This window comes from [Clostridium] scindens, from assembly GCF_019597925.1.
In the GTDB taxonomy this organism is placed as follows: Bacteria; Bacillota; Clostridia; order Lachnospirales; family Lachnospiraceae; genus Clostridium_AP.
The window spans coordinates 570878-587707 of the sequence record NZ_CP080442.1; the positions used below are offsets into that span (position 1 = coordinate 570878).

Annotated in this window: 16 protein-coding genes and 2 riboswitches; of the genes, 15 read left to right on the forward strand and 1 reads right to left on the reverse strand. The window is 52.3% G+C overall.

From position 1 onward, the window contains the following. The first annotated feature begins 1 nt into the window (after position 1). The 15 genes from K0036_RS02545 (at position 2) to K0036_RS02615 (ending at position 15393) form a co-directional block, all read left to right on the forward strand. Positions 2-1168: a ThiF family adenylyltransferase gene (locus K0036_RS02545; RefSeq protein ID WP_256184009.1), complete on the forward strand. Its 1167-nt coding sequence runs from the start codon at positions 2-4 to the stop codon at positions 1166-1168. A 106-nt stretch (positions 1169-1274) separates the two neighbouring features. Next, positions 1275-1405, forward strand: a riboswitch (molybdenum cofactor riboswitch). A gap of 45 nt (positions 1406-1450) precedes the next feature. Further along, complete coding sequence (locus K0036_RS02550) at positions 1451-1930, forward strand: 4Fe-4S dicluster domain-containing protein (RefSeq protein ID WP_025645519.1); 480 nt, start codon at positions 1451-1453, stop codon at positions 1928-1930. Then, positions 1927-3729 carry an aldehyde ferredoxin oxidoreductase family protein gene (locus tag K0036_RS02555; RefSeq protein ID WP_330627199.1) on the forward strand — a complete coding sequence of 601 codons (1803 nt, stop codon included), beginning with the start codon at positions 1927-1929 and terminating at the stop codon, positions 3727-3729. Before K0036_RS02550 ends, K0036_RS02555 begins: the two co-directional genes overlap by 4 nt. Before the next feature lie 67 nt (positions 3730-3796). Next, a complete protein-coding gene (locus K0036_RS02560; protein ID WP_025645516.1) occupies positions 3797-4072 on the forward strand; it encodes a MoaD family protein in 276 nt (91 codons plus the stop codon). Between the two features lie 2 nt (positions 4073-4074). Beyond that, complete coding sequence (gene nuoE, locus K0036_RS02565) at positions 4075-4560, forward strand: NADH-quinone oxidoreductase subunit NuoE (RefSeq protein ID WP_220430673.1); 486 nt, start codon at positions 4075-4077, stop codon at positions 4558-4560. Beyond that, positions 4561-6381 carry an NADH-ubiquinone oxidoreductase-F iron-sulfur binding region domain-containing protein gene (locus K0036_RS02570; RefSeq protein WP_220430674.1) on the forward strand — a complete coding sequence of 607 codons (1821 nt, stop codon included), beginning with the start codon at positions 4561-4563 and terminating at the stop codon, positions 6379-6381. It abuts the gene before it with no gap. Then, a complete protein-coding gene (locus K0036_RS02575) occupies positions 6378-7124 on the forward strand; it encodes a 2Fe-2S iron-sulfur cluster-binding protein (protein ID WP_220430675.1) in 747 nt (248 codons plus the stop codon). The genes K0036_RS02570 and K0036_RS02575 overlap by 4 nt, the downstream gene beginning before the upstream one ends. 40 nt (positions 7125-7164) lie before the next feature. Then, the gene (gene moaA, locus K0036_RS02580) at positions 7165-8142 is read left to right on the forward strand and encodes a GTP 3',8-cyclase MoaA (protein ID WP_220430676.1); all 978 of its coding nucleotides are present in this window, start codon (positions 7165-7167) and stop codon (positions 8140-8142) included. Further along, entirely contained in the window at positions 8139-8582 is a 444-nt protein-coding gene (locus K0036_RS02585; protein ID WP_044955619.1) for an MOSC domain-containing protein, read from the forward strand. The genes moaA and K0036_RS02585 overlap by 4 nt, the downstream gene beginning before the upstream one ends. A 10-nt stretch (positions 8583-8592) precedes the next feature. Beyond that, positions 8593-8716: riboswitch (molybdenum cofactor riboswitch) on the forward strand. Positions 8717-8815: 99 nt separating this feature from the next. Continuing rightward, a complete protein-coding gene (locus K0036_RS02590; protein WP_220430677.1) occupies positions 8816-9706 on the forward strand; it encodes a substrate-binding domain-containing protein in 891 nt (296 codons plus the stop codon). 17 nt (positions 9707-9723) lie between these two features. After that, the gene (locus K0036_RS02595; RefSeq protein ID WP_220430678.1) at positions 9724-10407 is read left to right on the forward strand and encodes an ABC transporter permease; all 684 of its coding nucleotides are present in this window, start codon (positions 9724-9726) and stop codon (positions 10405-10407) included. Continuing rightward, complete coding sequence (locus K0036_RS02600) at positions 10394-10999, forward strand: ATP-binding cassette domain-containing protein (RefSeq protein ID WP_025645501.1); 606 nt, start codon at positions 10394-10396, stop codon at positions 10997-10999. The genes K0036_RS02595 and K0036_RS02600 overlap by 14 nt, the downstream gene beginning before the upstream one ends. After that, on the forward strand, positions 10996-12228 hold the full coding sequence (gene glp, locus K0036_RS02605) for a gephyrin-like molybdotransferase Glp (RefSeq protein WP_220430679.1): 1233 nt from the start codon (positions 10996-10998) through the stop codon (positions 12226-12228). The genes K0036_RS02600 and glp overlap by 4 nt, the downstream gene beginning before the upstream one ends. Before the next feature lie 10 nt (positions 12229-12238). Then, on the forward strand, positions 12239-14146 hold the full coding sequence (locus K0036_RS02610) for a molybdopterin biosynthesis protein (RefSeq protein WP_220430680.1): 1908 nt from the start codon (positions 12239-12241) through the stop codon (positions 14144-14146). A gap of 83 nt (positions 14147-14229) precedes the next feature. Continuing rightward, positions 14230-15393, forward strand: coding sequence for a DNA cytosine methyltransferase (locus K0036_RS02615; protein ID WP_173693525.1), 1164 nt, complete (start codon positions 14230-14232; stop codon positions 15391-15393). A 5-nt stretch (positions 15394-15398) separates the two neighbouring features. Here the strand turns inward: K0036_RS02615 and K0036_RS02620 are convergent, their stop codons facing one another. Beyond that, positions 15399-16685 (reverse strand): hypothetical protein, encoded by a 1287-nt coding sequence (locus K0036_RS02620; RefSeq protein ID WP_220430681.1) that lies wholly within the window; start codon positions 16683-16685, stop codon positions 15399-15401. Positions 16686-16830 lie beyond the last annotated feature (145 nt).

Sequence of the window (16830 nt, forward strand, 5' to 3'; positions counted from 1 at the left end):
AATGAATGCAGGAAGAATAAGCAGGATTCAGGTATTTGAAGCGAAGAATATGCTGGGAAGGCAGGAAGCCGCTGTGCGTGTCGTCAGAAACGGCGGGATCGAAGGAGACCGGCATTGTATGGACCAGGAAAAGCAGATCAGCATTATGTGGGAAGATGCCAGCCGCTTTGTAGAAGAGGAAGAGATAAAAGGGCTGTGCTTTTCCAGGATAAAGGCGAACCTGATGATCGAGGGCCGGATGAGGCTTGAAGTCGGAGACAAGATCCGCGCAGGCAGCGCCCTGCTTCTGATTACTGATAGGAAAGGCGCTTGCTTTGACGAGTGCGGGCGGTACAAGACAGGGATGGATTGTATGCTGAAGGACTGCTGCTGGTTTGCCACAGCGCTTGAGGACGGGGAGATCCGTACAGGCGACTTGCTGACAAAGCCAGGTAGCCAGGAATATGACTGGCAGCGCTATGAAAGGCAGATGATGGTTCCCGGGATGGGAAGAGAGGCCCAGGAGAGGCTTGAGCGGGCATCCGTTCTGGTGGTGGGGGCCGGCGGGCTTGGATGCCCGGTATTGACCGCGCTGGCAGAGGCTGGCGTGGGGCGGATCGGAATCATGGACGGGGACGTGGTAGAACGGTCGAATCTAAACCGGCAGTATCTGTATACCCCTTCCGATATCGGAAAGAGAAAGGCGGCCTGCGCCGGAGCATGGCTTCAGCGGTTCCGGCCGGATATCGAGCTTGAGATATGGGAAGAACGGCTGACCCGGGAGAATGGGAAAAGAATCGTATCATCGTTTGATTTGGTTATCTGCGCGGTGGATAAGGTCAAGACCCGCCTGCTGATCAACCGGCTGGCAAAAGAAGCCGGAAAGCCCCTGATCGACGGAGCCATAGACGGGCACTATGGAACGGTGACCGCCGTGACCGGAAGGCAGGATCCCTGCCTGGCCTGCATGAATCCGGAGGGGAAAGAACCGGAACATATAAGCAGCTCCCTGGGAACCACTACGATGATTGTCGGAGCGTTGGAGGCCCAGCTTGCGGTGGCGTATCTGGCTGGTCAGGAGCGAAAAGGAGGCAGCGTGCTAAGCTACGATGGAATCTATGGAACCGTGGAAGAAATTCCGGTATTTAAGAATCCCTCATGTCCGATATGTGGAGAAGATGACTGTTAAATTGACAAATTATTAACGTAATTGGACATGCTGATGAAATAATTAATGATAATTTATGGAAATTTGTGGTATTATCAGTCACTTTATATTATAATGAGTACTAGAACAAGTAAATAAACTCCGAGTCCCGGATTTCTGACGTATGGATGCCGATAAGCATACGGGAAGGCGGGACCAATGGGTAGCGCGGGTAACGGCGCTGCCTGCCTGATTGCGAAGGAGTCCATTATTATGCGGGGCGTGATAATGGATTTTTCTATGTAGAGAAGGAGGTATTGGCTAATGGGTAAGCAGTTATTAATTAAGCCCGAAAAATGCCTGGGATGCAGAACCTGCGAACTGGTCTGCTCTTTCGGGCACAATGGAGCATTCAATCCAAGATTTGCCAACGTCAGCGTAATGGCCTATGAGGAGGCAGCCATCAGCGTGCCGATGATGTGCATGCAGTGCGAAGAGCCCTGCTGCATGGAGGTCTGTCCGGTAGGCGCTATATTCAGGGACGAGAAGGATGCTGTTATTATCAATCCGGATAAGTGTATCGGATGCAAGATGTGCATGAATGCATGTCCTCTCGGCAATATCGGGTTTAATACAGAGAGAAGGCAGGTACATAAGTGCGATTTGTGCGGCGGAGACCCCAAATGTGCCAAGTTCTGTCCGACAGGAGCCATCTCTTATGAGGATCCGGAAGAGGGTATCGACAGAAAGCGTGCGATTGCCGACCACTTTAAAGATGTGTTTGGAGAGGAGGCAAAAGCATGATGTATGGATATATGGGACAGATTATCAGAGTAAATCTATCGAACGGCAGTATAACAAAAGAACCGCTGAATATGAAGTCCGCACAGGATTTTGTAGGTGCAAGAGGGCTGGGAACGAAATATTTCTGCGACGAGGTGGATCCGCAGACAGACCCGCTTGGACCAGATAACAAACTGATATTTATGACGGGCCCGCTTACCGGAACCGCGGCATCCTGCAGCGGCCGTTTCGAGGTCGTAGCGAAAGCACCGCTTACCGGAACCATAGGCGCTGCCAATTCCGGCGGACATTTTGGGCCAGAACTGAAGTATGCAGGCTATGACGGCATCATCTTTGAAGGCGTAAGCGATCATCCGGTCTATCTGTATATCAATGACGATACGGTAGAGTTAAGAGATGCGCAGGAACTGTGGGGAAAGACGGTATATGATACGACAGACGAACTGAATAAGGCCTGCGGATCTTCCTTCCGGATCTCCTGTATCGGGCCTACAGGCGAGAACCTGTGCCTGTACGCGGGCGTTATGAACGACAAGCACCGTGCGGCAGGAAGAGGCGGCATGGGAGCGGTTATGGGAAGCAAGAAGCTTAAGGCAGTGGCGGTGAAGGGGACGAAGTCCATCTACGTTGCAAGACCGGAAGGCTTCATGGATGCCATTGAAAACGCAAGGAAGGTACTGAAAGCACATCCGGTTACAGGAGAAGGCCTGGGCGCATATGGAACGGAGATCCTGGTCAACATTATCAATGAGTCGGGAGCGCTGCCGCTGCGCAATGGGCGTGACGGTTCCTTGTATGCGGATGCGGATAACATATCCGGCGAGACGCTGGCAGAAAAATATCTGGTTCGAAACAAAGGATGCTTTGGATGCTGTATCGGATGCGGGCGTATCGTAGACATCCCGGATGGACCGTTCAAGTCCAGGGGAGAGGGCCCCGAGTATGAGGCAGGCTGGTCCTTTGGCGCGGACTGTGGCATTGATGATCTGGAGGCGGTGTGCAAGGCCAACTTCATCTGTAATGAATATGGATTCGATCCGATCACGCTTGGCTCCACCATTGCCTGCGCGATGGAATTGTTCGAGGCAGGATACCTCACAGAAGAGGACACTGGCGGCATCCCGATCCGGTTCGGGGATGCGGCGACGATGGTAAGACTGGCGGAGATGACAGGAAAGAATGAAGGATTCGGCGCACAGTTGGCTATGGGCTCTTACCGGCTGGCAGAAAGATATGGCCATCCAGAACTTTCTATGTCCGTAAAGAAACAGGAGATGCCGGCCTATGACGGACGCGCGATGCAGGGAATCGGCCTTGAATATGCTACTTCCAACCGTGGCGGCTGCCATGTGCGTGGCTATATGACGTCCCCGGAAGTCCTGGGGCTTCCGGTTAAGATGGATCCGCTGGTAACAGAAGGAAAGGCCTCTATGCTGAAGGTATTCCAGGATCTTACCGCGCTGATCGATTCTGTAGGAATCTGCCTGTTCACCTCATTTGCCATCGGACTGCCAGAAGTAGCGGCGCAGTACCGGGAGGCAGTAGGAAGCGATGAATCGGATACGGATATCCTGCTGAAGGGCGAGCGTGTCTGGAACCTTGAGAAGAAGTTCAACATCGCTGCCGGCGTGGAGAAGGATACCTTGCCGCCGAGGCTCCTTAGGGAGCATCTGCCGGAAGGGCCTGCCAAGGGCAAGGTGAATGACCTCTATACCATGCTGGCAGAGTATTATCAGGTTAGAGGATGGGATGCAGAAGGCGTTCCGACACCAGATAAAGAAAAGGAATTAGGATTATAGAACGGAATCATGAATCATAAATTGCGGCAGGGCAGCGGCCCTGCCGCAGGCAAAAGGAGATGAAGCAATGCAGATCAAGTTTTTTGCTTATCTCAGAGATTATACCGGCTGCAAGACGACGGATTTCCCCTATGAGGAAGATCTCTATCATCTGGCGCATTCCTTATGCGACGTTTACGGGGATAGGCTGAGGAAAAAGATGCTTACGCCGGATGGGGAAGATCTGGGAGAAGAGATCATTATTCTGATTAATGGAAGGCATGTGGCACATCTGGGAGGCATCCATGCGAAGCTTCTTCCCGGCGATGTGGTGTCGATCTTTCCGGTCGTGGCAGGCGGTTAAAGGTGGTGGAATTGTTGGAAGTTTCCAAAGAAAGTATTGAGAGGATCATTCATTCCTATGAATGCAGCCAGAGATATGCACTGGCTATCATGCAGGATATGCAGAGGACTTACCAGTATGTGCCAAGGGAAGGATTAGAGGCTCTTGCCGGATATCTTGGGTGTCCGGTATCGGCGCTGTATGCCATGGCGACGTTTTACAAGGCATTGAGCCTGGTACCAAAAGGCGAGCATATCATCAAATGCTGCGATGGCACGGCGTGCCATATCCGCGGCGCATCTACGCTGATTGACGGGATAGAGAGAGAACTGGGCATCGGACCCGGCGAGACGACAGAAGACGGGCTGTTTTCCTTCGAGACAGTGAACTGCCTTGGCTCCTGCGCGCTGGCGCCGGTGCTGGTGGTGGATGATGTCTATTATGGAAAAGTGACGCTGGAGAAACTAAGAGAGATTATCGAGGATGTCCGGGAAGGTGGTGCTGCATAGATGGAGAAGCAGATTCTTATATGCTGTGGTACCGGATGCCGGGCTAATGGCAGCATGAAGGTTGCCGAGGCGCTCTCGGAGGCAGCAAAGGCAAAAGGGGCCAAGGCCCAGGTGATTGCGGAAGTTAAGACTACCGGCTGCAATGGATTCTGCGAAAATGGGCCGATCGTGAAAATTATGCCGGATAATCTGGTATACTATAAAGTAAAGCCTAAGGACGCAGAAGAGATTATAGAGAAGACGGTTCTGGGGGGAGAAGAGATCAAGCGGCTCATGTATCAGGATGACAGCGGCGCGAGGGTACGCTCCCAGGAAGAGAATCCATTCTATGCCCATCAGCAGAAGGTGGCATTAAGACATATCGGGAAGATTGATCCCGAGAATATAGAAGACTACTTAAAAGAAGGCGGATACGAGGCTCTTAAGAAGGCGGTATCCATGACATCGGACGAAATCATTTCCGAAGTAGAGAAGTCAGGGCTTCGGGGAAGAGGCGGAGCCGGTTTCCCGGCAGGGAGGAAATGGAGGACTGCCGCTTCTTATGAGAATTTCCCCAAATATGTGGCTTGCAATGGAGACGAGGGAGACCCGGGCGCATTCATGGACCGCTCGATTCTGGAAGGCGATCCCCACTGCGTCATAGAAGGACTGGCCATCGCCGCGGTAGCGGTAGGAACTGAGGAAGGCTTCTTCTATATCCGGGATGAGTACGACCTGGCAGTGCGGCATGTAAAGAAAGCCATCGAGGATGCAAAGGCCAGAGGCATTATCGGCGAATCCGTGATGGGCTCGTCCCACAGGCTGGAACTTTCGGTAGTCAGGGGCGGCGGCGCGTTCGTATGCGGCGAGTCCACGGCGTTGATGGCATCAATAGAAGGACGGGTGGGAGAGCCCCGGGCTAAGTATATCCGTTCCGTGCAAAGAGGCCTGTGGAACCAGCCTACCGTGCTCAACAATGTGGAAACACTGGCTAATATACCGGTGATCATTAAGAAAGGCGGGGAGGCCTTTGCAGATATTGGAACAGAAGGCAGCAGCGGGACGAAGGTCTTTGCCCTGGTAGGAAAGGTAAAAAGGACCGGGCTTGTAGAAGTGCCAATGGGCACGACCCTGCGCCACCTGATCTATGATATCGGCGGAGGAATCCTGAACAACCGGGCGTTCAAGGCTGTACAGACGGGAGGGCCGTCAGGAGGCTGTATTCCGGAATCCATGCTGGATCTGGAAGTGGACTTTGATTCGCTGGCGAAGTACGGAGCCATGATGGGCTCCGGCGGTATGATCGTTATGGATGACAGAAGCTGCATGGTGGAGGTGGCCAGATACTACACCAACTTCCTGTGCGAGGAAAGCTGCGGAAAATGTACGCCTTGCCGCGAGGGCTTAAGGCGGATGCTGGAGATCCTTACGGATATCTGCGAGGGCAGGGGAAGAGAAGGAGATATTGAACTGCTGGAACGCCTGGGGCGGGCTATGCAGGACGCGTCCCTTTGCAGCCTCGGAAAGACGGCAGCCAATCCGGTGCTGACGACGATCCAGTATTTCCGGGAAGAATACGAGGCGCATATCCGCGAGAAGAGATGTCCGGCGGGCGTATGCAAGGAACTGACCAGGTTCGCCATACAGCCGGAGAAATGTATTGGCTGCGATATGTGCGCCAGAGGGTGCCCGGCGAATGCGATCAGCGGCGGCAAGAAGGAAATTCATGCCATTGACCAGGAGAAATGTATCGCCTGCGGAAGCTGCAGGGAAGCGTGCAAGTTTGACGCGGTCATTACCCTGGGAAGAAATGATGCCGCGGAAAGGGGGCAGCAGGCATGATAGAGATTACGATCAACGGAAAAGCATGTACCTGCGAAAAGGGAGAGTTCCTGCTTGAAGTAGCCAGAAGGAATGGCTTTTACATACCGACCTTATGCCATCATCCTGGCGTAGCGGAACAAGGATGCTGCCGGGTGTGCCTGGTGGAAGTGGTGGAAAACAAAAGAAGCAAGATCGTGGTATCCTGCGTATACCCGGTGGAGCGGCCCTGCGAGGTGTATACGGACAGCGCCCGGGTCAGGGAAGACCGGGGAGCAGTCCTGATGCTTCTGGCGGCAAGAGCCCCGGAAAGCACGGAGATCAAACTCCTGTGCAAGCAGTATGGAGCCATGGATGGCAGCCGTTTTGCCCCGATAGAAGGGGAGAAGTGCATCATGTGCGGACTATGTGCCAGGGCGTGCGCAAGCCTTGGAACAGGAGCCATCTCTACCGTCATGCGCGGAACTTCCAAGAAGATATCCACGCCTTACGACGAGCCTAGCAGCGCGTGTATCGGCTGCTTAAGCTGCGCAAAGATCTGTCCCACCAGAGCCATTGATTTTGCGGAAGATGAGAAGACGCGAAGCATCTGGGGACGGGAGTTTGAACTGATCCGCTGTAAGGAATGCGGCGCGGCCGTAGGAACAAAAGAAGAGATGGACTATGCGGCAATGCGCTGCGGCGAAGAACCGACGTATCTCTGCCCGGACTGCAGGAAGAAGAAGTTGGCAGACGTGATGGCGCACGCTTATGGCACGGAATAGACTTAAAACAGAAAATGACGCTTGAAAGAAGGAACGCAATGTGAAAGACCAGTATGGAAGAACCATAGATTATATCCGAATATCGGTGACGGACCGCTGCAATCTGAGATGTGTCTACTGCATGCCCGAGGAAGGCGTAGAGCAGGTGGCGCATGAAGAAATCCTGACCTATCAGGAGATTGTAAGAATTGCCGGGCTGTGCGCCCGGATGGGGATATCGAAAGTAAAATTGACCGGCGGAGAGCCGCTGGTACGCAAGGGCCTCTATAGCCTCGTAAGAGATCTGAAGAGATGCGAAGGCATCGAGCAGGTGACGCTGACGACCAATGGCGTAGAATTAAAAAGCCAGATGGAGGAACTTGCCAAAGCAGGGCTGGATGCTGTCAATATCAGCCTGGATACGCTGGACGCTATCATGTATGCCTCGGTCACGCGCCGGGATATGCTTGATAAGGCCCTGGAGGGACTTAAGGAAGCGCTTCGGTATCCGCAGGTCAAGGTCAAGATCAACTGCGTTCCTATGAGAAATGTCAATGAAGGACAGTGGACGGCACTGGCAGGGCTCTCCAGGGATCTGCCGGTGGACGTGCGCTTCATTGAGATGATGCCTATAGGGCTGGGAAAAGAGTTCCATGGGAGGAGCCAGGATGATATCCTTGAGGCGCTTAGAAAAGCCTATGGGCAGGAGACCCTCTTTTACGGGAAATGTGGAAATGGTCCGAGCGTTTACGTAAAATTTCCGGGATTTAAAGGAAGGATAGGATTCATCAGCGCCATATCCCATAAGTTCTGCGGGGAATGCAACCGTATCCGGCTTGCCTCGGAAGGCTTCTTAAAGCCCTGCCTCCAGTATGAAAGTGGAACGGATATAAAGGGACCGCTGCGGCGCGGGCAATCAGATGAAGAACTAGCCATGCTTATAGAGGATGCTATATACAGAAAACCCAGAAGCCACCATTTTGAACAGGCAGAAGGGGAAGGATTTGAACAAAGGCAGATGTCAAAGATTGGAGGATGATAACGGTGGGAAAAGTGATAGCGGTCTGCACAAGCCCGGCCAAGGGAACGCAGAAGACAAGCGTAGAACAGGCAGTGTTCATCGAAGATTATGGAATCGAGGGCGATGCCCATGCAGGCAAATGGCACCGGCAGGTTAGCCTGTTATCCTATGATAAGATCGAGGAATTTAGGAAGAAGGGCGCCCAGGTGGCAGATGGGGCTTTCGGAGAGAACCTGGTAGTGGAAGGGATTGATTTTAAAACGTTGCCGATTGGCACGATCTTTCAATGTAATGATGTCATCTTGGAACTGACGCAGATTGGGAAGGAATGCCACCATGGATGCGAGATATTCCAGAAAATGGGCGATTGTATCATGCCCAGGGAAGGCGTATTCGCAAAAGTAATCAAAGGAGGTGTGATTAAAGCCGGCGACATTTTAAAGATAGTAACCAATTAAAAATTACATATCAATTGCAGGAATTCGAGCCTGGCTGTCTAAAGTAGCAAAAGATGCCATGACAGCAGGCCAATGGGTGCTTTTTGAAAAGAGGGCGCCTTCCATATTTGAAAAGAATATCCGCAGACATCGATAGGTGTATTTTGCGTGGTCTTCTTTTTCAGAGGCCATTTTTTTAATGGGAGCGTGGCAATAGAATGTAATGGTACATGCTGAAAAGGAGGAAGAATTGTATGAAAAAGAAGGTTTTGGCAGTGATGCTTGTAGCTGCAATGTGTCTGGGGCTTGCGGCCTGCGCGAGCAAAGAAGAGCCCAAGAAAGAGGAGCCAAAAAAAGAGGCAGAATCCAAGGACTCGGTGAAGGATAAAGGGAAGCTTATGATGGCGACCACGACCAGCACGGAGGATACGGGACTTCTGGACTATCTGAAGCCGCTGTTTAAAGAGGACACGGGATGGGATCTGGAATGGAATGCCGTAGGTACCGGAGAAGCCTTGAAGATGGGAGAGAATGGGGACGTGGACGTTGTACTTGTCCATGCAAAGGCCAGCGAGGAGGAATTCATTGCAAACGGCTATGGCGTGGAGAGATTTCCTGTCATGTATAATGATTTCGTAGTGATTGGCCCGAAAGAGCCTATCGCCAAGACAGAAGACATCAATGCCGTATTCACACAGATCATCAATGACCAGCTTTCATTCGTATCCAGAGGCGACGACTCAGGTACGGATAAGAAGGAGAAGAAGATATGGAGCGAGTTAGGGCTTGACCCTGCTTCAGATCCGAACTACGTAGAGTCCGGACAAGGAATGGGCGCGACCATTACCATGGCGGACGAGCAGAAGGCTTACTGCCTGACGGACAGAGGAACCTGGCTTAAGCAGAGTAAGGACGCGACGCTTGAAAGCGAGCTTGAGATTATCTGCGAAGGAGACAAGAACCTGCTGAACCAGTATGGGGTGATCGCCGTTAATCCGGAGAAGTATCCGGAATTGAATAATGAAGGAGCCAATGATTTTATCGAGTGGATATGCTCTGACAAAATACAGAAACTGATCGGGGAATATGGAATCGACGAGTACGGGCAGGCATTGTTTACGCCGAATGCAGGTACCGATTCATAGATAGGAGGTATTAGCAGATGGTAGAGTGGTTAAAAAGCGTGATATCAGATCCGGGAATTATCAGCGCCATCAAAGTGACATTTACGATGGCGGTCTGTTCTACCGCGATATCATCTGTGCTGGGGATCGTGCTGGGGCTTCTCCTTGAGAGGTTCCAGTTTCCCGGAAAGAAGATTGTCGTCCGGTTCAACCGGACGCTGATGGGAGTGCCGCCGGTGGTCGTGGGCCTGGTGGTCTATCTCCTGATAATGCGCAGGGGGCCTTTGGGCCCTTTGTCGCTTCTATTTACCATCAAGGGGATGGTGATCGCGCAGACGCTGATCATTACCCCCATCATATGCGGGATGATCTATTCCTATGCAAGGAAGACGGCGCCTTCGATCAGAGTATTCGCGGTGACTATGGGGGCGGACAGATGGCAGACGGCGAAACTGACGGTGCGGGAGATGAAAAAGGAAATCTATTTCTGCATGGTTACCGGATTCGGGCGCTCCATCAGCGAAGTGGGGGCAGTCATGCTGGTGGGCGGCAATATCAAGGGCAGGACGCGCACGATGACGACGACGATCTCGCTGCTAAAGAGCCAGGGCATATTCACGGAAGGAGTGGCGCTTGGAGTCCTGCTTCTGGTCATGGCATTCCTATTGCAGTGGATATGCGATATACTCCAGAAAGAGGAGGCGGAGGATGAAAATTACTAACTTGGAAAAGACGATTGGAAACTTCCATCTGGAAGTTGATGATTTATATATAGAGCCGGGAAAGATCCACGGGATCGTGGGTCCTAACGGATGCGGCAAGACGGTGTTCCTTAAGATGGTGGCCAAAATATTGAAGCCGGACGGCGGGAGCATTGATTATGAGGGGCTTACGGGCCGGGATATCACGATGATGTCCCAGAGGCCCTATCTGATGGATGCATCCGTCTATCAGAACCTGATATACCCGCTTACGCTTCGAGGGATCAGGCCGGATGAGGATGCGGTAGACCAGATGCTTGAAAGAGCAGGGCTTTTGAGCCAGAAGAAGCAGTACGCAAAATCCCTCTCCAGCGGGGAGCGCCAGAAACTGTCCTTCCTGCGGGCGCTGATCTTCCATCCCAAACTGATTATGGTGGATGAGACGCTGTCCAATCTGGACCCGGAGAGCGAGGCGCTATTTGAGGGAATGATCGTGGAGGTGCAGAAAGAGGCGCCGATTACCTGGATGATCGTAAATCATCAGCTGGATCACATCTATCAGCTCTGCGACCAGATCCACTATATGGAAAAAGGAAGGTTTGTGAAATCATGAAATTGCTGAATGTAGACACATTGGAGGAGGCCCGCCGGAAGGTGATAAGAGCGATGGAGGGCTCGCCGCTTAGAGTAGAAGAAAAGGAACTTTTAACGGCACAAGGATACGTGCTGGCAGAGGACGTCTGTGCCAGGGAGAATGTGCCCTTATTCCGAAGAACTACGGTGGACGGCTATGCAGTCCGGGCAGCGGATACCGGAGGCGCAGGCGAGAGTATTCCCGCATTCTTAAGGATCGTGGGGGAGGTGGAGATGGGCCGTGCGCCAGAGATGGAAGTCACGCCCGGCACCTGCGTCTACGTTCCTACCGGCGGCATGATTCCGGAAGGTGCAGATGGCGTCGTAATGGTGGAGTACTGCGAACTGTTCTCGGATACAGAAGCGGCAGTCTACAAGCCGGTGCCAGTAGGAGCCAACATTGTAGAAGCCGGGGATGATATGAAGGAAGGACAGAAAGTTCTGGAAAAAGGGACGAAGATTACGCCCCAGGCAATCGGAGCCCTGGCAGCGCTTGGAATCACCAGGGTTCGTACATACTGTCCGTGGAAGATCACGGTGATATCCACGGGAGATGAACTGGTGGCGCCCCGGGAGACGCCAAAGCCAGGGCAGGTGCGGGATATCAACACGTATGGGATCTATGCGGCGGCCAGGCGGATGGGCTTTGAGGTGACGGAATGCGCGGTGCTCAAAGATGACCGGGAACTGCTTCTGGAGACGGCGCGAAAAGGAATGGAACACAGCGATATCGTAGTGATCTCGGGAGGAAGCTCCCAGGGGAAGAAGGATGAGACCAATTCCGTCATAGACGAGCTGGCCAGCGAAGGAGCATTTACCCATGGGCTGGCCCTTAAGCCGGGCAAGCCTACGATCCTGGGATATGACCGGCCTACACAGACCCTGCTTGTTGGACTTCCGGGACACCCGGCGGCAGCCATGCTGGTATTTAGGCTGGTGATTGGGTGGCTGTGGCGTGCGTCGACAGGGGAGATGGAGCCTTATCCCCGAACGGCAGCCATTTCTACGAACCTTCCGGCAGCGCCGGGCAAACTGACCTGCCAGCTGGTGCATCTTGCCAGACTAGAAGACGGAAGCCTTTCAGCCATCCCGATATTTGGCCGCTCCGGACTTATCAGCACGCTTTCCGGGGCGGACGGCTATATATTGATTGAAGAGAATAAGGAAGGGCTGAAAAAGGGAGAGCGGGTATCTGTATACGAGATTTGAAGGAGGAGCCATGGGAAAACGGAATCTATACTTAAAAACCATACCAGTGGAGGAGGCGCAGGCATTATACCAGGATGCGCTGAAGGCGATTGCCGTCAGGAGGACGGAGAAGATACCGGTAGAAGAATCTTTAGGGCGGATGACGGCAAAGGCAATTTACGCCAGATGCTGCTCCCCGCTGTTCAATGCGGCAGCCATGGACGGCATTGCCGTGATCGCGAAGGAGACAGCCGGAGCAACGCAGGAGAATCCGCTCACCCTCGTCAGAGGGAAGGATTATCAGATCGTAGATACAGGAGATCCGGTACATCCGCCCTATGACGCGGTGATTATGGCGGAAGACCTGCTGGAAGCGGAGGAAGACGTGGTACAGATCATGGAGGCGGCCAGCGGCTGGCAGCATGTGCGCCCTATAGGAGAAGATATCGTGGCAGGAGAAATGCTGCTTCCCGGCAGCCATAAGATACGGCCAATCGACATTGGCGTGCTTCTAAGCGGCGGCATACTGGAAGTCGAAGTGATAAAGCGTCCTAGGGTGGGATTGATCCCTACGGGGACGGAGATCATAGAGCCGGACAAAGAGCCGGGCGAGGGGGATATCATTGAATCCAATTCCCGTATGTTCGCGGCGATGACCATCAATTACGGAGGCATCCCCCGTCGATATGCGCCGGTGGAGGACGATTATGACAAGATTAAGGACGCCATAAAAAAAGCCCATGAAGAGAACGACATCGTGGTGGTGAATGCCGGATCCAGCGCGGGGACGGAAGATTACACTGTACATATCTTACGGGAGATGGGAGAAGTGCTCGTCCATGGGGTGGCAATCAAGCCGGGCAAGCCGGTGATCCTCTCCATTGTGGATGGCAAGCCGGTGATAGGCCTGCCAGGCTATCCGGTTTCCGCATACATCGACTTTGAGAATTTTGTCAGGCCTGTGATGGACAGGATGTCAGGAGAACGCCATTACGCCGGACATACCGTCAAGGCAGTACTTTCCAAACGTCTGGTGTCCTCGCTTAAGCACCGGGAATATGTGCGGGTCAAGGTAGGAAAGGTAGGAGACAAGCTGATCGCCTCCCCATTGGCAAGAGGCGCGGGGGCTGCCATGAGTTTGGTGCGGGCGGACGGATTCTGCGTCATTGACCAGAACAGCGAAGGAGTAGAAGCAGGCGAGACGGTGGAAGTCGAACTCTACCGGGACTTAGAAGAGATTGAGCACACGGTGGTATCCATCGGAAGCCATGACCTGATTTTGGACTTTCTGGCAGACCTGATGCCGCTATCTTATCCGGGAACCTTCCTGTCCAGTACCCATGTAGGGAGCATGGCAGGACTGATGGCGCTGAAGCGGGGAGAGACGCATATTGCGCCGACCCATCTGCTGGATGAGGAGACGGGGGTATACAATGTCTCCTATCTGAAAAAACTATTCCCGGGTAAACGTATGGCGCTGATCAAAGGGGTGAAGCGTATCCAGGGGATCATTGTCCAGAAGGGCAATCCCAAAGGAATCCGCGGGATCGAGGACTTGACGCGGGTTATGTATGTCAACAGGCAGCGAGGCGCCGGTACCAGGGTATTGCTGGATTACCGGCTGAAGACAGCCGGAATCCGTCCAGAGGAGATTGACGGCTACGACAAGGAAGCCGCGACCCATATGGCAGTAGCGGCCCTGGTGAAAAATGGAGGGGCAGACGCAGGGATGGGAATCTATTCGGCGGCCCACGCGATGGATCTGGACTTCATACCTGTGGGAGAAGAAGAGTACGACTTTGCTATAGAACAGGAGTCCCTGGAACTAGAGGAGATTAAAAAGTTCCTTGAAGTGCTGAAAAGCAGCGCATTCGCGCAAAAGGCCCGGGAGGCCGGAGGCTATGATATCAGCCATGCCGGGGAAGTGGCGAGGTTATAAAAGAGGTTCTAAAAATAGTACTAGCTTTCTTGTAGAATAAATGGTATAATACAAAAAGGTTTAAAGACAAGGGAGCAAAAGACATGAAAAAACCATTTACTTTTATCGACTTATTTTCCGGTATTGGTGGATTTCATCAAGCGATGAGCAGTTTGGGCGGACAGTGCGTGTTCGCCTCTGAGATAGATAAATATTGTATTGAGACGTATCAGGAAAATTATGGAATGGACTCGGGCATTGATATACGCAATGTCGATGAGAAGGATATCCCGCCGCATGACGTGCTGTGCGCGGGATTCCCTTGTCAGGCGTTCAGCAAGGCGGGAAAGCAGGAGGGCCTGGAAGACGAGACCAGGGGCACCCTGTTCTTTGAGATCGTGCGGATCTTGAAGCATCATCATACGCCTTATATCGTGCTGGAAAATGTGAGGAATCTGGTGTCCCATGACCATGGAAATACCTGGAAGGTCATTCGGGCAAACTTAAGAAAGCAAGGCTACCGCCTGATGGAGAAGCCGTTAATCCTCAGTCCCCACCACTTTGGCGTGCCACAGCTTCGGGAGAGGGTGGTCATACTCGGAAAGTACGAGCCGGACCGTGTGGACGAGCCGCTTAATATCGCTTTCCACGATCTGATGAAGAAGGAGCAGAATTCAATCTACGACGTGGTAAAGGATCATCCCGTGGATGAGAAATATGCCATATCAGAGCATGAAGAGATGGTGCTGAATGCCTGGGACGAATTCTACCATGGCATTGATATGAAGGTGATCGGCTTCCCGATCTGGTCCGAGTTCTTCCGCTATGAGAAGGCTCCTGCAGAGTTCCCGGCCTGGAAGCAGGAGTTCGTCAATAAGAACATCCGGCTGTATCAGAGCAACCAGAAGTTTATTGACCAGTGGCTGAAGAAATATAACGACCTTAAGGATTTTACGCCTACCCAGCGCAAGATGGAATGGCAGGCAGGAACCAATATTGACAGCGTATGGGAAGGGGTCATCCAATTGCGCCCCTCCGGCGTCAGGATCAAGGTGCCTACCTGTTTTCCAGCCCTGGTGGCCATCGTGCAGATTCCGATCATCGGCAGATACAAGAGAAGGCTTACAGTGGAAGAATCAGCGGCTCTGCAAAGTTTTCCTGCGAAGTTCATCTCCAATGCCAATGACCAGCAGGCTTATAAGCAGTATGGCAACAGCGTAAACGTGACGGTGATCGCAGAATGCGCGAAGCGGCTGTTTGATCTATAGAAAAGTTAAATTATGACGTCGCAGATAGAAAACTTGCTGATCATATCATGGTCGATCATAATCTTCGGCTCCCGCAGCTTGCCATTGCTGTTGACGCCCTGGCGGAACATGCTGAGGAAGTGCTTATTGGAGTTATTGATGTCCAGGATATGCATCTTGGATAGCACCACATGATGCTTCATCCGCTTCTGATAGCTCATAAGATTGGATTTGCCCTGTGCGCGGTTCCAGAACTGGGTAGTCTCGTATCCGTGCTCGCTGTCCTTGTAAGTGGCATGCTCGCAGATAATGTAGTAAATGTGGTGCTCATAATCGGTCTGGCCTAGAATGCCGAATATGGTGTTCCAGTCGTTCCCCTGGATGCCCTTAGAATAATCGCTGTGGGCCTTAAGGTCGCCGTAATCCATAAGCGTGGGAAAGTACAGGTCCAGATCGATGCCGTTCTTCTTCTTGTTCTGCTCGTAGCGGATCAGATGCTCAAGCGAATTCTCTTTCAGATACTTTTCGAATCGGTACTCCAGATAGAATCCGGCCCATTCCGGCTGATACTTATTCCGGTAGTTGTCGGCGATCATTTCCTTATAGCAGTCGATGCCGTCCCAGCGGCTGGGCAGCCCAAGGAAGAAATCCCGGAAGATATCCACAATCTCATCCGGCATCGCCCCAGGAAAGGCTGGCGCTGTTCCGGAGACGGGGGATGGCAGGCCTGTGAAATAATCCAGGATGTCAAACGCTGAATCCTCGTCTGCGCTGGCCTCCTGCAATCCGGCTTCCAGGCCGAACTTCTCTGATAGGAAGGCTTCGACGCAGTCCGGGCGAAATACGGTTATGTGATTGCCACGGTAGTCTGTCTTTTGGAAGATGCCGTCCTCCGCCGCGAAGGAAAGATCCTCGGTATAGACATGGGCGGAAGAATTGTTAGACTTCTTTGCGACGAAATCCTCAATGTTAAAGTCACAAAACAGCGTCAAGTCATCCCGGGTATAAATGCCCAAAAGCAGCGGAGTCATTCCCCGTGAAAGGGAATCGTTGTAGAAATCTTTAAGATCTCCGGATATCTGGATCCGTTTTTTAAAAACAGGGTGGGGGATGCCAAGATAGGTGATGTTCTTCACTCGGATGGAGTAAAGGCGGTCTTTAAAATTACCGGTTATCATTCCCTTGTCTTTCCGGATGTCCGGGAAATATGTTTTCAAGACTTCCAAAAGATCTTTGGCCGACAGGCTGATGTCCACGTCCATGTATGTATTGCCATCATGATCGACCTGTTCAACGATGGTATTTCCTCTCATAAGCAGTATCTCCTTATCGTTTAAATATTTGTAATGCGCATATTATAAAAATATGTGCCAGGGTGATGTCTTCTAAAGATGATTATACAGTAAAATAGAGGAGAATAAGCGGGACTTTATTGTTTTTTAATGAAAAAAATGATAC

Coding starts and splice junctions, on each gene's coding strand:
- K0036_RS02550 (WP_025645519.1), top strand. CDS start 1,451: ATGGGTAAGCAGTTATTAATTAAGCCCGAAAAATGCCTGGGATGCAGA.
- K0036_RS02555 (WP_330627199.1), top strand. CDS start 1,927: ATGATGTATGGATATATGGGACAGATTATCAGAGTAAATCTATCGAAC.
- K0036_RS02560 (WP_025645516.1), top strand. CDS start 3,797: ATGCAGATCAAGTTTTTTGCTTATCTCAGAGATTATACCGGCTGCAAG.
- K0036_RS02600 (WP_025645501.1), top strand. CDS start 10,394: ATGAAAATTACTAACTTGGAAAAGACGATTGGAAACTTCCATCTGGAA.
- K0036_RS02575 (WP_220430675.1), top strand. CDS start 6,378: ATGATAGAGATTACGATCAACGGAAAAGCATGTACCTGCGAAAAGGGA.
- K0036_RS02615 (WP_173693525.1), top strand. CDS start 14,230: ATGAAAAAACCATTTACTTTTATCGACTTATTTTCCGGTATTGGTGGA.
- K0036_RS02620 (WP_220430681.1), bottom strand. CDS start 16,685: ATGAGAGGAAATACCATCGTTGAACAGGTCGATCATGATGGCAATACA.
- K0036_RS02610 (WP_220430680.1), top strand. CDS start 12,239: ATGGGAAAACGGAATCTATACTTAAAAACCATACCAGTGGAGGAGGCG.
- K0036_RS02595 (WP_220430678.1), top strand. CDS start 9,724: ATGGTAGAGTGGTTAAAAAGCGTGATATCAGATCCGGGAATTATCAGC.
- K0036_RS02590 (WP_220430677.1), top strand. CDS start 8,816: ATGAAAAAGAAGGTTTTGGCAGTGATGCTTGTAGCTGCAATGTGTCTG.
- K0036_RS02570 (WP_220430674.1), top strand. CDS start 4,561: ATGGAGAAGCAGATTCTTATATGCTGTGGTACCGGATGCCGGGCTAAT.
- K0036_RS02545 (WP_256184009.1), top strand. CDS start 2: ATGAATGCAGGAAGAATAAGCAGGATTCAGGTATTTGAAGCGAAGAAT.
- K0036_RS02585 (WP_044955619.1), top strand. CDS start 8,139: ATGATAACGGTGGGAAAAGTGATAGCGGTCTGCACAAGCCCGGCCAAG.
- glp (WP_220430679.1), top strand. CDS start 10,996: ATGAAATTGCTGAATGTAGACACATTGGAGGAGGCCCGCCGGAAGGTG.